Source organism: Streptomyces marincola (assembly GCF_020410765.1).
Taxonomy (GTDB): domain Bacteria; phylum Actinomycetota; class Actinomycetes; order Streptomycetales; family Streptomycetaceae; genus Streptomyces; species Streptomyces marincola.
On sequence record NZ_CP084541.1, the window covers coordinates 4456838 to 4477477 of the forward strand.

General features: G+C 72.3%; 16 protein-coding genes. 15 read left to right on the plus strand and 1 reads right to left on the minus strand.

What is annotated here, in order from left to right; translation table 11 throughout:
* The first annotated feature begins 181 nt into the window (after positions 1–181).
* From LC193_RS19650 to mgtE, 13 genes are all read left to right on the plus strand, one after another.
* Complete coding sequence (locus LC193_RS19650; protein ID WP_226075989.1) at positions 182–1543, plus strand: DUF6716 putative glycosyltransferase; 1362 nt, start codon at positions 182–184, stop codon at positions 1541–1543.
* 152 nt (positions 1544–1695) lie between these two features.
* On the plus strand, positions 1696–2901 hold the full coding sequence (locus LC193_RS19655) for an N-acylneuraminate cytidylyltransferase (RefSeq protein ID WP_226075991.1): 1206 nt from the start codon (positions 1696–1698) through the stop codon (positions 2899–2901).
* The gene (locus tag LC193_RS19660) at positions 2898–3824 is read left to right on the plus strand and encodes an N-acetylneuraminate synthase family protein (RefSeq protein WP_086158446.1); all 927 of its coding nucleotides are present in this window, start codon (positions 2898–2900) and stop codon (positions 3822–3824) included. The genes LC193_RS19655 and LC193_RS19660 overlap by 4 nt, the downstream gene beginning before the upstream one ends.
* A gap of 61 nt (positions 3825–3885) precedes the next feature.
* Positions 3886–4950, plus strand: coding sequence for a hypothetical protein (locus tag LC193_RS19665; RefSeq protein WP_226075992.1), 1065 nt, complete (start codon positions 3886–3888; stop codon positions 4948–4950).
* 139 nt (positions 4951–5089) lie between these two features.
* Entirely contained in the window at positions 5090–5884 is a 795-nt protein-coding gene (locus LC193_RS19670; protein ID WP_226075993.1) for a nuclease-related domain-containing protein, read from the plus strand.
* A gap of 199 nt (positions 5885–6083) precedes the next feature.
* Positions 6084–7283 (plus strand): amidohydrolase, encoded by a 1200-nt coding sequence (locus LC193_RS19675; RefSeq protein ID WP_226075994.1) that lies wholly within the window; start codon positions 6084–6086, stop codon positions 7281–7283.
* Between the two features lie 240 nt (positions 7284–7523).
* Positions 7524–8570, plus strand: a complete 1047-nt coding sequence (locus tag LC193_RS19680; RefSeq protein WP_226075995.1) for a BMP family lipoprotein — start codon at positions 7524–7526, stop codon at positions 8568–8570.
* 280 nt (positions 8571–8850) lie between these two features.
* Entirely contained in the window at positions 8851–10539 is a 1689-nt protein-coding gene (locus tag LC193_RS19685) for an ABC transporter ATP-binding protein (protein WP_318842206.1), read from the plus strand.
* A 53-nt stretch (positions 10540–10592) separates the two neighbouring features.
* Complete coding sequence (locus LC193_RS19690; protein ID WP_226078752.1) at positions 10593–11720, plus strand: ABC transporter permease; 1128 nt, start codon at positions 10593–10595, stop codon at positions 11718–11720.
* A complete protein-coding gene (locus tag LC193_RS19695) occupies positions 11717–13006 on the plus strand; it encodes an ABC transporter permease (protein WP_226075997.1) in 1290 nt (429 codons plus the stop codon). The genes LC193_RS19690 and LC193_RS19695 overlap by 4 nt, the downstream gene beginning before the upstream one ends.
* On the plus strand, positions 13003–13389 hold the full coding sequence (locus tag LC193_RS19700; RefSeq protein ID WP_226075999.1) for a cytidine deaminase: 387 nt from the start codon (positions 13003–13005) through the stop codon (positions 13387–13389). Before LC193_RS19695 ends, LC193_RS19700 begins: the two co-directional genes overlap by 4 nt.
* A 4-nt stretch (positions 13390–13393) precedes the next feature.
* Complete coding sequence (locus tag LC193_RS19705) at positions 13394–14671, plus strand: thymidine phosphorylase (protein WP_226076002.1); 1278 nt, start codon at positions 13394–13396, stop codon at positions 14669–14671.
* A gap of 332 nt (positions 14672–15003) precedes the next feature.
* Positions 15004–16329, plus strand: a complete 1326-nt coding sequence (mgtE, locus tag LC193_RS19710) for a magnesium transporter (RefSeq protein WP_226076006.1) — start codon at positions 15004–15006, stop codon at positions 16327–16329.
* Between the two features lie 166 nt (positions 16330–16495).
* Here mgtE and LC193_RS19715 read toward each other — a convergent pair whose 3' ends face one another.
* Entirely contained in the window at positions 16496–17167 is a 672-nt protein-coding gene (locus LC193_RS19715; protein WP_226076008.1) for a GntR family transcriptional regulator, read from the minus strand.
* 128 nt (positions 17168–17295) lie between these two features.
* Here LC193_RS19715 and LC193_RS19720 point away from each other — a divergent pair, with 128 nt between their 5' ends.
* Positions 17296–19038, plus strand: coding sequence for an IlvD/Edd family dehydratase (locus LC193_RS19720; RefSeq protein WP_226076011.1), 1743 nt, complete (start codon positions 17296–17298; stop codon positions 19036–19038).
* A gap of 28 nt (positions 19039–19066) precedes the next feature.
* On the plus strand, positions 19067–20488 hold the full coding sequence (locus LC193_RS19725) for a GntP family permease (RefSeq protein WP_226076013.1): 1422 nt from the start codon (positions 19067–19069) through the stop codon (positions 20486–20488).
* Positions 20489–20640 lie beyond the last annotated feature (152 nt).

The window sequence follows — 20640 nt, forward strand, 5'->3', positions numbered from 1 at the left end:
TCAGCCTCCCCCGCAGAGTGAACACATGGCGTCCACTTCGGGATTTCTTTATGAACTTCCGTTAATCGATGATTGAACATGTGCCGAGGGCGCGTGAGTTGGTTTTAGCGTGTCATGCTGTTAACTGTTTGTTGTGACTGAGTTGGCCCGGCACTCGATACCGCTCCCTAACGTTCAATCCGTGCCCGATTCATCCCCCACCCCACTGCGTGTGGCCGTGCTGGCGGATTCCGACACCCGGTGGAAGTGGGGCGCGCTGACGGCGCGCCGGATCGCTCCCGAGTCGACCGTCCACGGCTACCTCCTCTGGGGGCGCGCGACGCCGACCGAGCGGCAGCTCGCGGAGATCGGGGCGGACGCCGACGAACTGTCCGAGGTGAGCGCGGCGGACTTCCTCGCCGACCTCGGCAGGCGCGCGCACAGCGACAGCGGAGCGGAGCCGTTCGACGTCCTGGTCCTGGCCTGCGTCGGCGGCACCATCCAGGCGATGCTGCACGGTCTGGCGCGCGCATGGCGCACCGCCGACACGCGGCCGGCCGTCGTCACCGGCTACGTCGGGGTCGTGTACGAGAAGCTGCCGGACGGACTGCTGCTGCGGCACGGCGCCGACCTCGTCCTGGCGAACAGCCCTTATGACGCCCGTCGCTTCCGCGCCGTCTACGACGGCGTGCGCGCCGACAGCTCGGCCGTCACCGAGTGCGCCCTTCCGTTCCTCGACGGACGCGCGTACGACCCGGGCCCCGCCGAGCGCGGCGAGCGGCCCTACCGGGTGGTGTTCGCCGTGCAGCCCTCGGTGCCCGCGGGCCGCAACGACCGCGTCTATCTCCTCGACCGCGCCGTCGCGCACGCCAGGCGCCACCCCGAGCGCGAGGTGATCCTCAAACTGCGCAGCAAGCCGAGCGAGCACACCACGCACATCGAGGAACTGCCGTACCAGCGGCTCGCCGAGCGCATCAAGGACGACCAACCGGCCAACTTCAGGCTCGCCTACGGCAACATGGGCGAGATCCTGGACGAGACCGACCTGCTGGTGACGGTCAGTTCCACGGCCGCGCTCGAATCGCTGCACCGCTCGGTGCCGACCGCGGTCCTCAGCGACCTCGGGGTCCGCGAGCCGCTCGGCAACCACTACTTCATCGGCTCCGGCTGCTTCGCCTCGTGGGACGAGCTGGACGCCGGGTACCTGCCGGAGCCGGACCCTGAGTGGCTGGCCGACCAGGGCATCGGCACCTCGCACGAGCTCGCGTTCGCCACGGCGCGCGGACGCCTCACCGAGCTGCTCGAACAGCGCGACAGCTCCGGGCTGCCGCCCATCACCCCCTACTACACCGCGCGCACCGCGCCCGGCTACCTGCCCGGCGTCCTGGCCAGGCACGGCCTCGACCTCAAGGGCGAGCCGAAGGCCGGCCACCGGAGCGCCGAGGCCCAGCAGGACGGCATGCGCGCCGCGTCCCGCCGCCTGCTGCGCCGCACCGCGCGCGGCGCGTACCGCGCGGGCGTGCAGCGGGTGGCGCCCATCATCCGGCGCTGGGGGCAGCTGTGAGCCCGGCCCCCACCCCGCGGTCCGGCGGAACCGGCTTTTCGCCCGATACTGGCAGAGAGGCCGCGAACGGCGACAAGGCCGCCGCCGGCACCGGGACCGCGAGCGCGGGCCCCGGCAGGAACACCGACCGACCAGGAAACGAAGGCGTGACCATGAGCACTGTGCTGGCCGTGATCCCCGCGCGCGGGGGCTCCAAGGGGGTGCCGGGGAAGAACCTCGCGCCGGTCGGCGACGCGCCCCTCATCACCCGCGCGGTCCGCGAGTGCCGTGCCGCGCGCCTGCTGACCTCCGTCGTCGTGTCCACCGACGACCCCGGCATCGCCGCGGCGGCGCACGCCGCGGGCGCCGAGGTGATCGAGCGCCCCACCGCGATCTCCAACGACACCGCCACCAGCGAGGCCGCCGTCCTGCACGCCATGGGCGTGTACGAGGAGCGGCACGGCGTCACGGTCGACGTCGTGCTCCTCGTCCAGTGCACCAGCCCCTTCCTCACCCGCGAGGAGCTGGACGGCGTGGCGGCGGCCGTGCTCGACGGCGCCGACAGCGCGCTGACGGTCGCGCCGTTCCACGGCTACGTGTGGCGGGACGCGGGCGCGAACGGCGGGCACGGCGTCAACCACGACAAGGCGTACCGGCCGCGCCGCCAGGACCGCCCGCAGGACCTGCTGGAGACGGGCGCCGCCTACGCGATGCGCGCCGCCGGATTCCGCGAGGAGCGGCACCGGTTCTTCGGGCGCACCGAACTGGTGCGCACCGACCCGGCGCGCGTGCTCGAAGTGGACGACCCGCACGACCTGGCGCGGGCCCGTGCCCTGGCCCCGCTGCTCGACGGCGGCAAGGCCGCGCTCCCGGCCGCGCCGTTCCCCGACTACCTGCCGACCCGCGCCGACATCGACGCGGTCGTGCTCGACTTCGACGGCACCCAGACGGACGACAGGGTGCTCGTCGACTCCGAAGGACGGGAGCTGGTCGCCGTGCACCGCGGCGACGGGCTCGGCATCGCCGCGCTGCGCCGCGCGGGGCTGCCCCTGCTGATTCTGTCCACGGAGGAGAACCCGGTCGTCGCCGCACGTGCGCGCAAACTGCGCATCCCCGTGCTGCACGGCATCGACCGGAAGGACCTCGCCCTCAAGCAGTGGTGCGAGGAGCAAGGAATCGCGCCGGAGCGCGTGCTCTACGCGGGCAACGACGTCAACGACCTGCCGTGCTTCGACCTCGTCGGCTGGCCGGTCGCTGTCGCGAGCGCCCACGACGTGGTGCGCGGCGCCGCCCGGGCGGTCACCTCCGCGCCAGGAGGCGCAGGCGCGATCCGCGAGATCGCCTCGTGGATCCTCGGAAAGGAACTGACAGCATCATGACCCAAGGCAACCGCCTCCGTAACTTCGGCGACCGTGTCGTGGGCCCCGGCCGTCCGGTCTACATCACCGGCGAGATCGGCATCAACCACAACGGTGACCTGGAGAACGCGTTCGCACTGATCGATGCCGCCGCGGAAGCCGGCTGTGACGCCGTGAAGTTCCAGAAGCGGACCCCGGAGATCTGCACTCCGCGCGACCAGTGGGACATCGAGCGGGACACCCCGTGGGGCCGGATGACGTACATCGACTACCGGCACCGCGTGGAGTTCAACGAGGAGCAGTACCGCGCCATCGACGAGTACTGCGCCAAGCGGGGCATCCACTGGTTCGCCTCGCCGTGGGACACCGAGGCCGTCGAGTTCCTTGAGCAGTTCGACGTGCCGGCCCACAAGGTCGCGTCGGCCTCCCTCACCGACGACGAGCTGCTGCGCGCGCTGCGCGCCACCGGCAGGACCGTGATCCTGTCCACCGGCATGTCCACGCCCAAGCAGATCCGGCACGCGGTCGAGGTGCTCGGCAGCGAGAACATCCTGCTCTGCCACGCCACCAGCACCTACCCGGCCAAGGCCGAGGAGCTGAACCTGCGGGTGATCCACACCCTCCAGGCCGAGTACCCCAACGTGCCCATCGGGTACTCGGGGCACGAGACCGGTCTCCAGACGACGCTGGCCGCCGTCGCCCTCGGCGCCACGTTCGTGGAGCGGCACATCACGCTCGACCGCGCGATGTGGGGTTCGGACCAGGCCGCCTCGGTCGAGCCGCAGGGTTTGCAGCGGCTCGTTCGTGATATCCGCATCATCGAGGACTCTCTCGGCGACGGCGTCAAGAAGGTCTACGAGAGCGAGCTGGGCCCGATGAAGAAGCTCCGCCGCGTCAAGGGCGTCGTCGCGGAGGCCGAGCCGGCGCAGCCGGCGTCGGTCTGACGCGAGCCCGCGCCCCGCGGCGGCAGCGCGGGATGGACAACCGGACACCGGACGGAGAGGCATGACTGACGCACGGGCGGAGACGCTCGCGTTCGCAGAGAGCCCGGTTCAGCTGCTGAACACGCTGGAATGGGCCCACAGCACCGCGCCCGGCGCCTTCACCGTGGTCATATTGCCGCCGCACGATCCCACCAGCAGGGGCCAGTTGCGCCGCATGGCGCAACTGGCCCGGGACTCCGGTTGCCGGGTGCTGTGGCGCGAGGCCCGCGGCGGCGCCGTCACGCCGTCGCGGGCCCTCGCCGCGCTCGCCGGGCCGCTGCGCCGCGCGCGCAGGCTGGTGATCGGCGACCCGTTCTCGCACTACCTCCAGCTGCTGCTGTCGATGGCGGGGCGCTGCGACGTCGTGGTGGTCGACGACGGCACCGCGACCATGGAGTTCACGGCGCAGCTCGCCCGGGGCGAACGTCTGGTGCGGTGGCACCGGCCCGCGGCCCGCGGCCCGCGCTCCGCGCTGTTCACACCGGTGGCGCGCCGGGCCGTGCGCCGGCTCACGCCCGGACAGGGGCGCAGCGTCGAGGTGTTCACGGCCATGCAGGTCGAGGCCATGGACGGCATCACCGTCACCGACAACACGTTCTCCTGGACCAGGACCCACTTCCCCGCGCCGCGGCTCACCGGCGGCGCCGACCTGGTCGGCACCTCCCTGGTGGAGACCGGCGTGCTGGAGGAGGAGCGCTACATCTCGGCCGTCGCCGAACTGGCCGCGGAGCACGGGGTCACCCGGTACTTCGCGCACCGCAAGGAGGGCGGCGAGAAGCTGCGCCGCCTCGCGCAGCGGGCCGGCGTCGAGATCGTGCGCCCCGATCTCCCGCTCGAACTCGTCGCCAGGCGCGGCCCGATCGGCTCGACGATCCTCAGCTTCCCCTCGACCGTGGTCCACACCCTGCCCCGCGTCCTGAGCGACACCGGGGTGCGGGTCGTGGTGTGCGACGTGGCCGAGACCTGGTTCACCGAGGGCGTCACGGAACGCGCCAGCGGCTTCCTCGCGCAGGTGACCAGCACGGCGCGCGGCACGCACGGGCTGGCCCCGCGTCCTGAGCGGCGCACCGGCGAAGAAGCCGGCTGACACGGCGTCCGCCGAGCGGGCGGCGGGGCCGCCACCCGCCTCAGGACCGCGCACCCCGGCGCCTTCACCCCTCGCACCCGGCGGGACGTATCGCGCCGTTTCGTGGTCGAGCGCATGCGCGGATTCATAGACTGCGACGATGCTGACCGAAGTGCTCTCCGACCACCCCGGGCGTCAACTCCGGCGGACCGAGGGGGCGATCGAACGCCACCACCGCGACATCGCCGAGCACGCGGCGGCTGTCGCCGGCCTGCGCGCCCGGCACGCCGCGGCGCGGCGGTGGTGGCAGCTCCTCAAGCGGCTGAGGCAGTACTTCGAGGTGCGGGCGCTGGAGGCCCGGGCACCGGTCGTCGATCCGGCGCTCCTCCACCGCAGGGCGCAGCAGGAAGCGGGAGTGCTCGCCGAGGACGCGGTGACCCACGCGCTCGGAGAACTGCCGGACGAATGGCTCCTGTTCCGCGGGTACACCAACCGCAAGGGCGAGATCGACCACCTCGTCGTCGGACCCGGCGGTGTCTGGGCGATCGAGGTCAAAGGGCGCAACGTGTGCGTGCACGTCCAGGGCGACCACTGGAGTTACGAGAAGTACGACCAGTACGGGAATCTCGTCGAGCAGGGCGCGTTGACGGACCGCCGGGGCCGCAGCTGGGGCCGTCAGGTCGGCGAGCCCGCCTTCGCCCTCCAGACCTTCCTCGCCACGCGCGGCGTGCACACCGCGGTCCGCACCGCTGTCGCGGTCATCAACGACCGGGCGAGCCTGGGCGTCCTCGACGACTGCCCCATCGATGTGGTGAGCATCGGCACGCACGGCCTGCTGGACTCCATCCGGGCCCGGGGACGCGTCCTCGACGCCGGCACCTGCCGCAGGATCGCCGCGCTGATACGCCGCGACCACGCGTTCCACCAGCAGCGCCGCGGACCGCGACGCCGGTGAGGCACGCCCGGCGCCGGACGGGTGGCGGGGACGGGCCAGGACGGATCCGGGACGGGGCCGGATGGGGGAGTGAAACCGGGGCGAAACAGCGAGTGATACCCCGGCGGATGCCCCGGTATGCCTCGCGCTCTCCTTCTGGAGTATGAACTTTCGATGATCACGGCCCACTTGGGGCTCGGATGAGGTTAATCTCAATCACGTGAGTGATCTGCTGTCTCCTGAGTCCACCCCCACGACGCTCGACGCGGACCTGCGCGAGGAGCTGATCGCGTTCCGCCGTGATCTGCACATGCACCCCGAGCTGGGCAACCAGGAGGTGCGCACCACCGCGGTGATCAAGGAGCGGCTTGAGCGGGCGGGACTCGCCCCGCGGGTGCTCGACACCGGGACGGGACTCGTCTGCGACATCAGGCCGGACGGCGCCGACGGCCCGCTGCTCGCGCTCCGCGCCGACATCGACGCGCTGCCCATCCCGGACACCAAGACCGTGCCCTACCGTTCCACCGTGCCGGGCCGCGCCCACGCGTGCGGGCACGACGTGCACGCGACCGTGGTACTCGGCGCGGGTCTGATGCTCGCCAGGCTCGCCGCGCGCGGCGTGCTGCCCCGCCCGGTGCGGCTGCTGTTCCAGCCGGCCGAGGAAGTGCTGCCCGGCGGCGCCCAGGACGTCGTCGACACCGGCGTCCTCGACGGGGTCGGGCGGATCCTCGCCCTGCACTGCGACCCCAAGGTCGACGCGGGCCGCATCGGCGTGCGCGTCGGCCCGATCACCTCGGCCTGCGACCGCATCGAGGTGACCCTCTCGGGACCCGGCGGACACACCGCGCGCCCCCACCTCACGACCGACCTGGTGACGGCCGCCGCCCGGGTGGCCACCGAGGTGCCGGCGCTCGTCGCCCGGCGCGTGGACACCAGGGCCGGTATGGCGATCACCTGGGGGCGCCTGACCACCGGGCACGCCCCCAACGTCATCCCGCAGGTCGCGGAGCTGTCCGGCACCATGCGCTGCCTGGACCTGGCGGCCTGGCGCTCGGCTCCCGACCTGGTGCACGCGGCCGTCGACGAGGTCGCGGCGCTCTCCCGGGCCAAGTCGGAGATCCGGTACATCAGGGGCGTTCCGCCCGTGGTCAACGACGCGGCGTCCACGGCCCTGCTCGCCGAGGCGATGACGGCGCGTTTCGGCGCCGACGCGGTCGGGGAGACCGAGCAGAGCCTGGGCGGCGAGGACTTCTCCTGGTACCTCCAGCACGTGCCGGGCGCGATGGCCCGCCTCGGCGTCCGCCCGCCGGGGGAGGCGGCCTCGACCCCGAGGGACATCCACCAGGGCGATTTCGACGTCGACGAGAGCGCCATCGGCGTGGGCGTCGACCTGCTCACCGGAGCGGCGCTGCTCAGCTGAGCACCCGCCGCACCGCCGTTCCGCCGGATGCCGGGGCGTTCCGCCGGGTGCCGGGGCGTTCCGCCGGCGACGCGCCCGGCCGGACGCGTGCGCGGGCGCTGTTCCGGCCATGTTGCGTACACATTGCGTAAACACCGATCTGATAACGGGAGGAATGCGGGGCTTCCCGCCGTGTCTACGCGCGTTACGATTCGCGGAACAGCGCCGTAAGAGGCGCTTTCGACGGAAGGAATCGTCCTCTTGCGCCGCGTATCCAGGCTTGCAGCAACGGTCGCCGCCTCGGCGGCCCTGGCACTCACCGCCACCGCGTGCGGAGAGAGTTCCACCGAGTCCAACAGCGGGGACGGCGGCAACGACGCCGGACCGGGCATCGCCTTCGACGTCGGTGGACGCGACGACCACTCGTTCAACGAGGCCGCCGCGCGCGGCGGCGACCTGGCCGAGGAGGAACTCGGCGTCTCGGTCGAGTACCAGACCGCGCGCAACGGCGAGACCGACGCCGACCGCATCCAGCGGCTGACGTCGATGGCCGAGGCGGGCTACAACCCCGTCATCGGCGTCGGCTACCTCTACGGCAACGCGATCACCGAGGTCGCGGCCGAGTACCCCGACACCACCTTCGGCGTCGTCGACGCGGTGGCAGAGGGCGACAACACCTACAGCATGACCTTCGCCGAGCACGAGGGCTCCTACCTGGCGGGCGTCGCCGCGGCGCTCACCACGGAGAACGACCACGTCGGGTTCATCGGCGGCGTGCAGAACCCGCTGATCGGCAAGTTCCAGGCCGGGTTCGAGCAGGGCGTCCGGGACACCGACCCGGACATCGAGATCGAGATCAACTACCTGTACCGCGACGACGACCGCGGCTTCAACGACCCGGCCCGCGCCGCCGAGCAGGCCGACGGCATGCTCAGCCGGGGCGCCGACGTCATCTACACCGCGGCGGGCTCGTCCGGCCAGGGCTCCATCGAGCAGATCGCGCGCGCCGAGGGCGCCTGGGCCATCGGCGTCGACTCCGACCAGTACCAGCAGCCGGGCCTGGCCGAGTACCAGGACTCCATCCTGACCTCGGTGCTCAAGGGCGTCGACGTGGCCGTCTACGACCTCATCGAGAGCGTCGAGGAGGGCGAGCCCCTCAGCGGCCACCACGAGTACACCCTGGCGGAGAACGGCGTGTCGCTCGCCACATCGGGCGGCTTCATCGACGACCTCGCGCCCGAGCTCGAAGAGGCCACCCGCCGCATCGCGGACGGCGAGGTCGAGGTGAACGACACCCCCGCGTCCTGACCCCCGCGCCCCGGCGCGTTCCCCGGCCGCGCCCGCGGCCCGACCCCCGCACGCCGTCCCCGCCCCGCGACCCGGGGCGGGGACGGAGCCAGGGGGCGGCGAAGTCCCAGGGACGGCGCCGAGTAGTCGCGGCCACGGGGGCGCACGGTAAGCCGCTACGCGAGTAGATCCACGCCGGGGCGCCGCCGGGAGCGCGGGCGCGGTAGCGTTCCGCAGACCAACGCCCGCCCTCTGACCGACCGTCCGGCCTGTGCTCCCGAGGCCCCGAGGAGAGTGCGTCATCCCACCCGCCGACCACCCGCCGCGGCCCGCGGACGGCGTTCCCGCCGTCGAGCTGCGCGGTATCACGAAACGATTCCCCGGTGTCGTCGCCAACCACGACGTCGACATCACCGTCAAGCGCGGCACCGTGCACGCCCTCGTCGGCGAGAACGGGGCCGGCAAGTCCACGCTGATGAAAATCCTCTACGGCATGCAGCGGCCGGACGAGGGCGTCATCACCGTCGACGGCGAGCAGGTGGTCCTGCGCAGCCCGGCCGACGCCATCGCGCGCGGCATCGGGATGGTGCACCAGCACTTCATGCTCGCGGACAACCTCACGGTGCTGGAGAACGTCGTCCTCGGCGCCGAGAAGCTGCACGGCATCGGCGCCGCCGCGCGGCGGCGCATCCTGGAGCTGTCCGACGCCTACGGGCTCGGGGTCAGGCCCGACCTCCTGGTGGAGGAGATCGGCGTGGCCGACCGGCAGCGGGTGGAGATCCTGAAGGTGCTCTACCGGGGCGCGCGCACCCTCATCCTCGACGAGCCCACCGCGGTGCTGGTGCCGCAGGAGGTCGACGCGCTGTTCGGCAACCTGCGCGAACTGACCGCCGAGGGCCTGACCGTGCTGTTCATCTCGCACAAGCTGGGCGAGGTGCTCTCGGTGGCCGACGACATCACCGTGATCAGGCGCGGCACGACCGTGGGCACCGTCGAACCGGCGGGCACGACGCCGCGGCAGCTCGCCGAGCTGATGGTGGGCAGCGAGCTGCCCACGCCGGGGACGGGCGAGTCGACGGTCACGGACGAGCCGGTCCTCACCGTCTCCGGGCTGCACCTGTCCGGGCGGGACACGGACGGGCTGCTGCGCGAGGTGCTCGCGGACATCGACTTCACGATCCACCGCGGCGAGGTGCTGGGCATCGCGGGCGTGGAGGGCAACGGGCAGGCCGAGCTCGTCGAGGCGATCATGGGTATCCGGCAGCCCGACGGCGGCACCATCACCCTCGCCGGCCGCGACATCTCCCACGCGCCGACCCGGGCCCGCAGGGAGCAGGGCATCGGGTACGTGCCCGAGGACCGGCACCGGCACGGGCTGCTGCTCGAAGCGCCGCTGTGGGAGAACCGCATGCTCGGGCACGTCACCGAGCCGCCGAACAGCCGCGGCCCGCTGCTGGACGCCAAGGGCGCGCGCGCCGACACCGAGCGGATCGTGCGCGAGTACGACGTGCGCACCCCGGGCATCGAGGTGACCGTCGGTTCGCTGTCCGGCGGCAACCAGCAGAAGCTGATCATCGGCCGGGAGATGAGCCACCGGCCCAAGGTGCTGGTCGCCGCGCACCCGACGCGCGGCGTGGACGTGGGCGCCCAGGCGCAGATCTGGGACGAGATCCGGCGCGCGCGCCGCGACGGGCTGGCCGTGCTGCTGATCTCCGCCGATCTCGACGAGCTGATCGGGCTCTCGGACAGCCTGCGGGTGATGTACCGGGGCCGGCTGGTGGCCTCGGCCGACCCGGCCACCGTGACACCGGAGCAGCTCGGCACCGCGATGACGGGCACGAGCGGGCGTTCCGGCGAACAGGACGCGGGTTCGGGCGAGCAGGACGCGGAGGGCGGCGAGCCGGGCGCGGGTTCGGGTGAGCCGGGCGCGCGTTCCGGCGGACCCGGAACCGGCGGAACCCGCGAGCCCGGAGAGGGGACTGAGTCGTGAGCACCGCGACGACCGGGGGTCAGGGGGGCACGGCGGGCCGGGGTCCGCGCCTCCTGCGCGACCGCGACCGCAGGGAACGCCTGCTGCTCGGGCTGAGCGCCCCGCTGCTCGCCATCGTCACGGCCCTGGCCATCACGTCCGCCGTGCTGGCCATGACCGGCGACAACCCGTTCCGCGCCTTCCAGGTGATGGCCGACTACGGGTCCAAGAGCGACAGCCAGGTCTGGATCATCAACAAGGCGATCCCGTACTACCTGGCCGCGGCGGCCGTGGCCATCGGCTTCCGCATGAACCTGTTCAACATCGGTGTGGACGGCCAGTACCGGGTCGCCGCGTTCTTCGCCGCCGTGGTGGGCGGCGCGCTGAGCCTGCCGGGCTTCGTGCAGATCCCCGTCATCCTGCTGACCGCGATGGTCTGCGGCGCGATCTGGGCGGGCATCGCCGGCTACCTGAAGGCGACGCGCGGCGTCAGCGAAGTCATCACCACCATCATGCTGAACTTCATCGGCGGCTCGCTCATCGCCTACTTCCTCCAGGAGGGCAGGCTCGCCGAGCGCGACGAGAACATCATCCACACCACGGACATCCCCGACTCCAGCTGGTTCTTCGAGTTCCCGACCAACCCGGACCCGGTGCACGGCTCCATCCTCATCGCGGTCGCGGTGGGCATCGCCTACTGGTTCGTGCTCGGCCGCACCCGGTTCGGCTTCGACCTGCGGGCCGTGGGGCGCTCCGAGCCGGCGGCCGAGGCCAGCGGCGTCAGCGTCAAGCGCACGGTGGTCACCGCGATGCTCCTGTCCGGCGCGGTGGCCGGGCTCGTGGGCATGCCGACGCTGCTGAACGAGTCGGGCAACTACGGCAACGACTTCCCCGAGGGCATCGGGTTCACCGGCATCGCGATCGCCCTGCTCGGCCGCAACCACCCGATCGGCATGGGCCTGGCGGCCCTGCTCTGGGGCTTCCTCGAACGGACCGGCACGCAGCTGGAGTTCGAGGGCTTCGACCAGGAGATCGTCGGCGTGATGCAGGGCGTCATCGTCCTCTCCGTCGTCGTGGCCTACGAACTGGTCCGCCGCTGGGGGATCAGGCGCCAGCAGCGGCAGGTCGGCGAGCAACTGGCCGCGCGTGCGGCCGGCGACGGACGGAACGGCCCCAACGACCCGGCGGAGGTGTCCGCGTGACCACGCCCCTGTCCACCCTCGCCGGCAAGGTGCGGCCCAGCGGCCGGGTCGAGAACGGCGGCAGGCGCCGTTTGAGCTACCCGGGCGTGCTGCTGATCATCGCGGGCGCGCTGCTGCTGCTCTCGCTGGTGCGGGCGATCACCGACCAGCAGAGCCTGACGTCGTCGGCCCAGTGGGGCGCCGCGCTTGGCTTCGCGGTGCCGATCGGCCTGGCCGGACTCGGCGGCCTGTGGGCCGAACGGGCCGGCGTGATCAACATCGGCCTCGAAGGCATGATGATGCTCGGCCTGTTCTCGGCCGGCTGGATCGGCTGGCAGCACGGGCCGTGGGCGGCCGTGCTGGCCGGCATCGCGGGCGGCGCCCTTGGCGGGCTGCTGCACGCGGTGGCGACCGTCACCTTCGGGGTGGACCACATCGTCTCCGGGGTCGCCATCAACATCCTGGCGCTCGGCATCGTGCAGTACCTGGCCAAGCTGTGGTTCGCGGCCGAGGGCAGCGAGGCCGTGGCGCGCGGCGGCAACGACAAGCAGTCGCCGCAGATGGAGCGCCTGGAGCCGTTCACCGTGCCCGGCGTCTCGGACTGGCTCGGGGACCTGGACGCCAAGGACTGGTTCTTCGTCTCCGACGTCGCCGGCATCCTGCGGGCCGCGGTGCACGAGGTGTCGTGGCTGACGCTGCTCGCCGTGCTGATCTTCGTCGGCACCTACCTGGTGCTGTGGAAGTCGTCGTTCGGGCTGCGGCTGCGTTCGTGCGGTGAGAACCCGCAGGCCACCGAGTCCCTCGGCGTGAACGTCTACCTGTACAAGTACCTGGCGCTCGCCATCTCCGGCGGGCTCGCCGGGCTCGGCGGCGCCTACCTCGCGGTGCTGATCCGCATGTACCAGGACGGCCAGACCGGCGGGCGCGGCTACCTGGGCCTCGCCACCATGATCTTCGGCAACTGGCGTCCCGGCGGGGTCGCCACGGGGGCCGGCCTGTTCGGGTTCATGGACGTGCTCCAGACCCGTGACCGGCCGGTGGTGCACGCCACGCTGCTGCTGTTCGCGCTGGGGCTGCTGTGCCTCGCGGTCTGGCAGTTCTACCGGGGCAAGCGGATCGCGGCGCTCGTGGTCGCGGCGCTCGGCGGGCTGATGTGGCTGTGGTACGCGACGACCGACACGCTGCCGCTCGAACTCGTCACCGCGAGCCCGTACCTCACGACGCTGCTCGTGCTGACGTTGTTCGCCCAGCGATTGCGCACTCCACGCGCGGTCGGGAAACCGTATCGAAGAGGGCAGGCGACATGACGGACGCGGTGGACTGGGAGGCGCTGCGCGCCGCGGCCCGGGAGGCGATGACCCGGGCCTACGCGCCGTACTCGGAGTACCGGGTGGGCGCGGCGGCGCTGGTCGAGGACGGCCGGGTGGTGACCGGCTGCAACGTGGAGAACGCCTCCTACGGCCTGACCCTGTGCGCCGAGTGCGGCCTGGTGTCCGCGCTGCACGCCTCGGGCGGCGGGCGGCTGACGCACTTCGTGTGCTGCGACGCCGAGGGGCGGGCGATCACCCCCTGCGGGCGCTGCCGCCAGCTGCTGATGGAGCACGGCGGGCCCGGCCTCGCGGTCCTGACGCCCGAGGGCGTCCTCCCGCTGGGGGAGCTGCTGCCGCAGTCCTGGCACCTGGGACAGTAGGGCCATGGACGCGATCACCATCATCCGCGCCAAGCGTGACGGCGCCGCGCTGACCCCCGAGCAGATCGACTGGATCGTCGCCGCCTACACGCGGGGCGACGTCGCCGACGAGCAGATGTCGGCACTGGCCATGGCGATACTGCTGAACGGCATGGACCGGGCCGAGATCGCCCGCTGGACCGCGGCGATGATCGCCTCGGGGGAGCGCATGGACTTCTCCGGGCTGCCGCTGCCGACCGCGGACAAGCACTCGACGGGCGGAGTGGGCGACAAGATCACGCTGCCGCTCGCGCCGCTGGTCGCGGCGTGCGGCGCGGCCGTTCCGCAGCTGTCGGGGCGTGGGCTCGGGCACACCGGCGGCACGCTGGACAAACTGGAGTCGATCCCCGGCTGGCGGGCCCGCCTGTCCGGCGACGAGATGCTGGCGGTGCTGCGGGACACCGGCGCGGTGATCTGCGCGGCGGGGGAGGGGCTCGCTCCGGCGGACCGGAAGCTGTACGCGCTGCGGGATGTGACGGGGACGGTCGAGTCCATTCCGCTGATCGCCTCGTCGATCATGTCCAAGAAGATCGCCGAGGGCACCGGGGCGCTGGTGCTCGACGTGAAGGTGGGCTCCGGGGCGTTCATGAAGACGCTCGCGGACGCGCGGGAGCTGGCCGCCACGATGGTCGAGATCGGCACCGACCACGGGGTGCGGACCGTCGCGCTGCTCACCGACATGGCGACCCCGCTCGGCCTGACGGCGGGGAACGCGCTCGAAGTCCGCGAGGCCGTCGAGGTGCTCGCGGGCGGCGGGCCGCGGGACGTGGTGGAGCTGACGCTCGCGCTCGCCCGCGAGATGCTGGACGCGGCCGGGCTCCCGGACGCCGACCCGGCGCGCGCCCTGGCCGACGGCTCCGCGATGGACCGCTGGCGCCGCATGGTCGCGGCGCAGGGCGGCGACCCGGACGCGCCGCTGCCGCGGGCCGCCGAGCGGCACACCGTCACGGCCTCCGAGTCCGGCGTGGTCACCGCGCTCGACGCCTACGCGGTGGGCCTCGCGGCCTGGCGGCTGGGCGCGGGCAGGGCCCGCAAGGAGGACCCGGTGCAGGCCGGGGCGGGGGTGGAGCTGCACGCGAAGCCGGGCGACGAGGTCACCGCGGGCGCCCCGCTGCTGACGCTGCACACGGACACCGAGGAGCGGTTCGGGCCGGCGCTCGCCGCGCTCGGGGACGGCGCGGTCAGCGTCGGCCCGGCGGCGGAGGCGGCCGTCCGGCCGATCGTGCTCGACCGGATCGCCTGACGGCGGGGCACCGGCGGCAGCCCGGACGGCGGGGCCGGCCGCCGGGCGCCGCACGGCGCCGGTGCGGGGGAACGCGCCGCGCGATCCGGCCGCGGTCCGCTGTCCGATATGCCGGAATCCTTGACATCATCGTGACCGATGGCTTGTACCCTGAGAGACGGTTCTGACGGCCCGGCACGGCGGGAGGTGATGCTGCGATGCGCAGTGAACCTCCCAGTCATCCCCCGCGCCGCGCCTCCCCGCCCGGGTAGCCCCGAGCCCCGGGGCGGCAGGCGTGTGCGCGCACACCGGATGCCCGTAGCCGCCCTTCGCCCCCTGGGGGTTTCTCCGTCATGACTCATCTGCCCGCCCTGCTTGAGGAGCAGAACCTCGCCGGGGTCCTGGAGTGGCTGGAGACGCAGCCGCCCTACGCGATCGCCGACGAGATCGCCCGGATGGACGCCGTCGAGTCCGTCGTCACCTTCCGGCTGCTCGACAAGGACCGGGCCATCGAGGTGTTCGAGGAGCTCGATCCGGCCGACCAGCAGCAGATCCTGGAAGGGCTGCGGGACCAGCCGTTCAGGGAACTCGTCGAGCGCATGGACCCGGACGACCGGGCCCGCATGCTCAAGGAGGCGCCGGCCACGGTCGCCCAGCGCGTCCTGGCCGGGCTGAGCGCGCACGAGCGGCAGATGACGGCCGCGCTGCTCGGCTACCCGGAGGGCTCGGTCGGCCAGTACATGACGCCGGAAACGGTCGCGCTCCAGCAGGACCTGACGGTCGGTCAGGCTCTCGACGTCGTGCGCCGCAGGGGCGCGCAGGCGGAGACCATCTACACGCTTCCCGTGGTGGACACCGGGCGCAGGCTCACGGGCGTGGTCGAGCTCCGGGAGCTGGTGCTCAGCGAGCCGCGGGCGATGGTGTCCGATCTGGTGGTCACGGCACCGCCGATGGCCAGGGCCACCGACCGGGCGGAGGACGCGGCGCGGCTCATGCGCGAGACCAACGTGCTCGACCTGCCCGTCGTCGACAGTGAGAGCCGGCTCGTCGGCCTGCTGACCAGCGACGACGCGTTCGAGGTCATCGAGGCCGCGGACACCGAGGACGTCGCGCGGCAGTCCGGCGCCGAGCCGCTGGAGCGGCACTACATGTCGGTCAGCGTCTTCCGGCTGTCCCGGGTGCGCGTGCTGTGGCTGATGCTGCTGATGGTCGCCGCGACCTTGACCGTTTCTGTGACGCAACTCTTCGAGACGGAGCTGAACGAGGTCACCGAGTTGGCGCTGTTCGTGCCCCTGCTGATCGGGACCGGGGGCAACTCGGGAGCCCAGGCGGCGACGGCCGCCGTGCGCGCGCTCGCGGTGGGCGAGGTCAGGACGTCGGACCTGCTGCGTGTGATCTGGCGTGAGTGCCGTACCGGGCTGCTGCTCGGGTGCATGCTCGCGGTGGTCGGCCTGTTCGTGGGCGCGCTGTTCGTCGGCTGGGACGTCGCGAGCGTCGTGGCCCTGACCCTGGTCGTCATCTGCGCGTGGGCCTCGACCGTCGGCGGCACGATGCCGCTGCTGGCCAAGAAGCTGCGCATCGACCCGGCCGTGGTGTCGGCCCCGATGGTCACCACCCTGGTCGACGCCACCGGCCTGGTCATCTACTTCTCCACCGCGAAGCTCATCCTCGGTATCTGAGCCGCCGCGCGCCGGTCCCCGCATCCGCCACCCGCGCCGGGCACGCCGACATCCGTCCGCGCGCGGGCACCACCGCGAGGGCCTCGACCTCAAGCAGGAACTCCGGCCGGAACAGCGCCGCGACCCCGACCGCTCCCGTGCGGCGCGGTGGCGCGCGGGCCGGCCGTCAGGCCGGGGGCTCGGGAACGCGCCTGAGGTACGCGTCCCGGGAGGGCAGCAGGTGCGCGCGGCAGGTCTCGGCGAGCAGGTCGGAGTGCCCCTCCTCCAAGGCGCGGATCATCGTCCAGTGCTCTTCGCGCGACCGCGCGAGGAACTCGGGCGACGTGGCCGTGACGGAGCGGATGGCGTGCGTCATCTGCGCGTGCCGGACGATCGCCGCGACCAGGGCGTCATTGTTCGAGAGCGCGAACAGGGCCCGGTGGAAGTCGGTGTTGGCCCGCACCACGCCGCGCAGGTCCCCCGCCTCGATCGCCGCGTCGTGCCGCCGCTGATGGCCGGTCAGCTCCTCAAGGCGCTCCGGCGGTACGGGCAGCGCTATGTGGCGGGCGCAGTGCACTTCGAGCAGTTCCCGCACCGCGTAGATGTCGCGCACCTCCTTGGCCGTGAACGCCCGCACGAACGCCCCGACATTCGGCTTCCGCTCGACCAGGCCCCGGTTCTCCAGGTCCTTCAGGGCGCTGCGCACGACATGCCGCTTGGCGGTGAAGCGCTCCATCAGGTCGTCCTCGACCAGCCGCTCGCGGGGGAAGCGGAGGCCGAGCACGATCTCGTCCTCCAGCCGGTCGGCGACGTGGGCCCCGGCCTCCGGCCTGCGGTCGGAATCGGGCCTTGCTGCCACGCGTCTGGTCCTCCTCCGCTGCCGATGCCCGGAGCGCATTCTTCCAGACCTCTTGTCGGACCCGCCGACCCCGTGGTTACATGCCCGGGCTTTATATCGATCAGATTATCAATAATTGGAGCCAGGTGATGACGACGGGTGGCGGGACACCCCCGGTGGGGATGCGGAGCGGTCTGGTCAGCTACGGGGACGAGGAGTTCGCCCTGTTCCTGCGCACGGCCTTCATCAAGGGCGCCGGGTACACCGACGACGCGCTGGACCGCCTGGTGGTGGGCATCGTCAACACGGGCAGCGGGTTCAACCCCTGCCACGGCAACGTCCCGCAGCTGATCGAAGCGGTCAAGCGCGGCGTGATGCTCGCGGGCGCGCTGCCCGTCGAGTTCCCCACGATCTCCCTGCACGAGAGCTTCTCCCACCCGACCAGCATGTTCCTGCGGAACCTCATGTCCATGGACACCGAGGAGATGATCCGCGCGCTGCCGGTGGACGCGGTGGTCCTCATCGGCGGGTGCGACAAAACGGTGCCCGCGCAGCTGATGGGCGCCGCCTCGGCGGGCAAGCCGGCGATCCAGCTGGTCACCGGGTCGATGCTCACCGGGTCGCACCGGGGCCGCACCGTGGGCGCCTGCACCGACTGCCGGGCGTTCTGGGGGCGCTTCCGGGCGGGTGAGATCGACGAGGCGGAGATCTCAGAGGTGAACGGCCGCCTGGTGGGCAGCGTGGGCACCTGCTCGGTGGCCGGGACGGCCAGCACCATGGCGTGCGTCGCCGAGGCCGCGGGCATCGCGCTGCCCGGCAGCGCGACGTCCCCCGCGCCCACCGCCGACCGCATGCGGATCGCGGAACTCACCGGCCGCCGCGCGGTCGAGATGGCGCGCACCGGCCTGACGATCGACAAGATCCTCACCGCGGGGGCGCTGGAGAACGCCCTGCGGGTGCTGCTCGCCGTCGGCGGCTCGACCAACGGGCTCGTCCACCTCGCCGCCATCGCCGGACGGCTCGGCTACGCGCTCGACCTGGACCGTTTCGACGCCATGAGCCGTCAGACGCCGGTGCTCGTGAACCTCAAGCCGGCGGGCGAGCACTACATGGAGGACCTGCACCGCGCGGGCGGCGTGCCCCGGCTGCTGCGGGAGCTGCGCGACGTGCTCGATCTCGACGCGCTCACCGTCACCGGCCGCACCCTCGGCGAGGAGCTGGACGACGCGCCGGAACCCTTCCCCCAGGACGTCATCAGGACGCGTGAGCGGCCGGTCTACCCGGCGGGCGGCATCGCCGTGCTGCGCGGCAACCTCGCACCGGGCGGCGCCATCATCAAACAGGCCGCGGCCACCGCGGACCTGCTCGAACACCGGGGCCGGGCCGTGGTGTTCGAGGACGCCGCCGACCTCGCCGCGCGCATCGACGACGAGGACCTCGACGTCAGCGCCGACGACGTGCTGGTCCTGCGGAACATCGGCCCGATCGGCGCCCCCGGCATGCCGGAGGCCGGCTACATCCCGATTCCGAGGAAGCTCGCCCGGCAGGGCGTCCGCGACATGGTCCGCATCTCCGACGGCCGGATGTCGGGCACCGCCGCGGGAACGATCGTGCTGCACGTGTCGCCCGAGGCGGCCGCCGGCGGAACCTTGGCCCACGTCAGGACCGGTGACGTCATCCGGCTCAGCGTCAGCGAGCGGGTCCTGGAGCTCGAAGTTGCGGATGAGGAGCTGGCCGCCCGGGCCGACCGCACGCCGCCCCGCTCGCGTCCGGCCCCCGGCCGCGGCTACGGCCGGCTCTTCGTCGAGCAGGTCACCCAGGCGGAGGAGGGCTGCGACTTCGCGTTCCTGCGCGCGGAGACGATCCGCGGCAGCGTCCCGGGCCCCCGCTGAGCCCTCTATCGTCATCAATGGAGATGAAATGGACAGTTCGACCTGGACGCTGATCGCCGCGGTGGCGGCGATCGCGTTCCTCCTGCTGCTCGTGATCAGATACAAGGTGCAGGAGTTCCTGGCGCTGCTGGTCACCACCCTCGTGTTCGGCCTGATGGTGGGGACTAACCCGATCGAGCTCGTCGACCTGGTCGTCGAGGAGATGGGCGGCTCCCTGGGCCAGCTGGCGCTCGTCATCAGCCTCGGTGCCGTGTTCGGGACGATCCTGCAACGGGCGGGAGCGGCGGAACGCATCGCGACGACGCTGGTCGACAAGTTCTCCGAACGCAACATCGTCTGGGGCCTGGGCGTCGCCGGGTTCCTCGTGGGCATCTCGGTCTACATCGACGTCGCGATCGTCATCCTGGTGCCGATGCTCTACGGCATCGTGCAGCGCACCGGCAAGTCCCTCCTCTACTACGGCATCCCGCTGTGCGCCGGCCTGAGCACCGCCTACACCTTCATGCCGCCCTCGCCCGGGCCGCTCGCCGCCGCCGGGATCATGGACGCCGACCTCGGCCTCGTCGTCGTCTTCGGTGTGCTCTGCGGCATACCCGCGGTGGCCGTGGCCGGGCCGCTGTTCGCCCGGTTCATCGCCAAGCGGATCCACGTGCCCGTCCCGGCCCAACTGCACGCCGAGATCGCCGCCGCCGCAAGGCGCGGCGGCCGTGGCACGGGCGGACCGGCCGGGACCGGCGATGGCCCGGAGGAGGGAGCGGAGGAGGCCGCGCCGGCCCTGCCCGGCTTCCTCTCGGTCCTCGGCGCGCTGCTGCTGCCGCTGACCCTCATCGTCCTCGGCACGGTCGGCGAGAAGGCCCTGGCCGATGGTTCGGTCCCGGCCACCACCCTCACCTTCGTCGGCCATCCGGTCATCGCCCTCCTGCTGACCTGCCTGTACACCCTGTGGTTCTTCGGCGTGCGCCGGGGCGCCAGCCGCGAGGAACTGCGCGAGATGGCGTCGAGCGCCCTGGGTCCCGCCGGGCAGATCATCCTGATCACCGGCGCGGGTGGGGCGTTCGGCGGCGTCCTCGTCGACTCCGGACTCGGCGAAGTGCTGGCCGAGGCCATGGAGGACGCCAGCATCCCCCTGGTGGTGTTCGGCTTCCTCACCTCGTCGGTCATGCGGATCTGCCAGGGCTCCGGCATGATCGCGATGATCACGGGCGCCACGTTCAGCGCGCCGCTGGCCGAGGGGCTCGGGGCGGGCCCCGCGGCGGTGGCCCTGACCACGATCGCCATCGCGTGCGGCGGAGCGGCGTTCTCCCATGTCAACGACTCCGGTTTCTGGATGGCGAACCGCTACTTCGGCATGTCGGTCGCCGACACGCTGAAGTCGTGGACCGTGATGAAGAGCCTGGTCGGCATCACGGGTTTCGCGGCCGTGTGCGTGACGAGCGTGGTCGTGGGCTGACGGGGCGGAGGCGCGGCGGTTCTTCGCCGGGCCCGCCGCGCCGACCGGCCGACGGACTGTCCGCCGCGCGGGCCGACCGACCGACGAGCTGTCCGCCATGGGCTGTCCGCCATCGGCCGGTCCCGTCCGTGCGGGGGAGCCACCGCACGGGC

Bases quoted from the DNA above. Each gene is read 5' to 3' on its own strand.
- LC193_RS19655 (WP_226075991.1), top strand. From the start codon at position 1,696: ATGAGCACTGTGCTGGCCGTGATCCCCGCGCGCGGGGGCTCCAAGGGG.
- LC193_RS19705 (WP_226076002.1), top strand. From the start codon at position 13,394: ATGGACGCGATCACCATCATCCGCGCCAAGCGTGACGGCGCCGCGCTG.
- LC193_RS19665 (WP_226075992.1), top strand. From the start codon at position 3,886: ATGACTGACGCACGGGCGGAGACGCTCGCGTTCGCAGAGAGCCCGGTT.
- LC193_RS19720 (WP_226076011.1), top strand. From the start codon at position 17,296: ATGACGACGGGTGGCGGGACACCCCCGGTGGGGATGCGGAGCGGTCTG.
- LC193_RS19670 (WP_226075993.1), top strand. From the start codon at position 5,090: ATGCTGACCGAAGTGCTCTCCGACCACCCCGGGCGTCAACTCCGGCGG.
- LC193_RS19700 (WP_226075999.1), top strand. From the start codon at position 13,003: ATGACGGACGCGGTGGACTGGGAGGCGCTGCGCGCCGCGGCCCGGGAG.
- LC193_RS19660 (WP_086158446.1), top strand. From the start codon at position 2,898: ATGACCCAAGGCAACCGCCTCCGTAACTTCGGCGACCGTGTCGTGGGC.
- mgtE (WP_226076006.1), top strand. From the start codon at position 15,004: ATGACTCATCTGCCCGCCCTGCTTGAGGAGCAGAACCTCGCCGGGGTC.
- LC193_RS19725 (WP_226076013.1), top strand. From the start codon at position 19,067: ATGGACAGTTCGACCTGGACGCTGATCGCCGCGGTGGCGGCGATCGCG.